Annotated in this window: 1 protein-coding gene; it reads right to left on the minus strand. The window is 43.6% G+C overall.

Translation table 11 applies throughout. The features are described 5' to 3' along the window. On the minus strand, positions 1–206 hold a 206-nt coding region (locus tag COJ96_RS25360; RefSeq protein ID WP_142333053.1), incomplete at its 3' end, for a hypothetical protein. Positions 207–543: the final 337 nt, after the last annotated feature.

Genomic DNA, 543 nt, shown 5'->3' on the forward strand with positions numbered 1-543 from the left:
GCTGCATTTGATGAAGCTGCCACAGTCACCGGAATGGCTTCATTCGCAAAAACAATTTTTGCTTTTAAAAGTGGCGCTAATGCCAGCGGAATTAATACTCCAGATTCGAAAAACACCTTCTTTTCCTGCTCTGTAAGCTCGAAAACCTCGTTTTTCCGTGCCATAAACTCTTTAATCGAATATACCTCTTCTTTGCGTCTGAACATGTTGTTATCCCCTTCCTATGCGTTAAAATCAGCTAATGTAAATACTTGCGTTTGAAGCCCTTCGCTTAATTTNNACAACGGTATAAACATCGCCTTGCTTAAATAAGGCGTCCGGTACGCAGACAATTCGGTCTTTCTTCGTAGCACCTTCACTAGTGACACGTATTTCATTTCGCCAGGTGGCCGGGCAACCGAACGCAATATAGACATAATTTCGCATCAGATAATGCTGAACTTGCCTGTGCTCTTACGGACCTTGTCGCAGTTAACTAGCGCACGGCCCTTCGCGTTAAGATAATAAACGTTCTCACCGTTCCGCATCACGCTTAAATATTCC

Origin of the sequence: Bacillus sp. AFS073361, from assembly GCF_002567005.1 — a bacterium.
Lineage (GTDB): Bacteria > Bacillota > Bacilli > Bacillales > Cytobacillaceae > Neobacillus.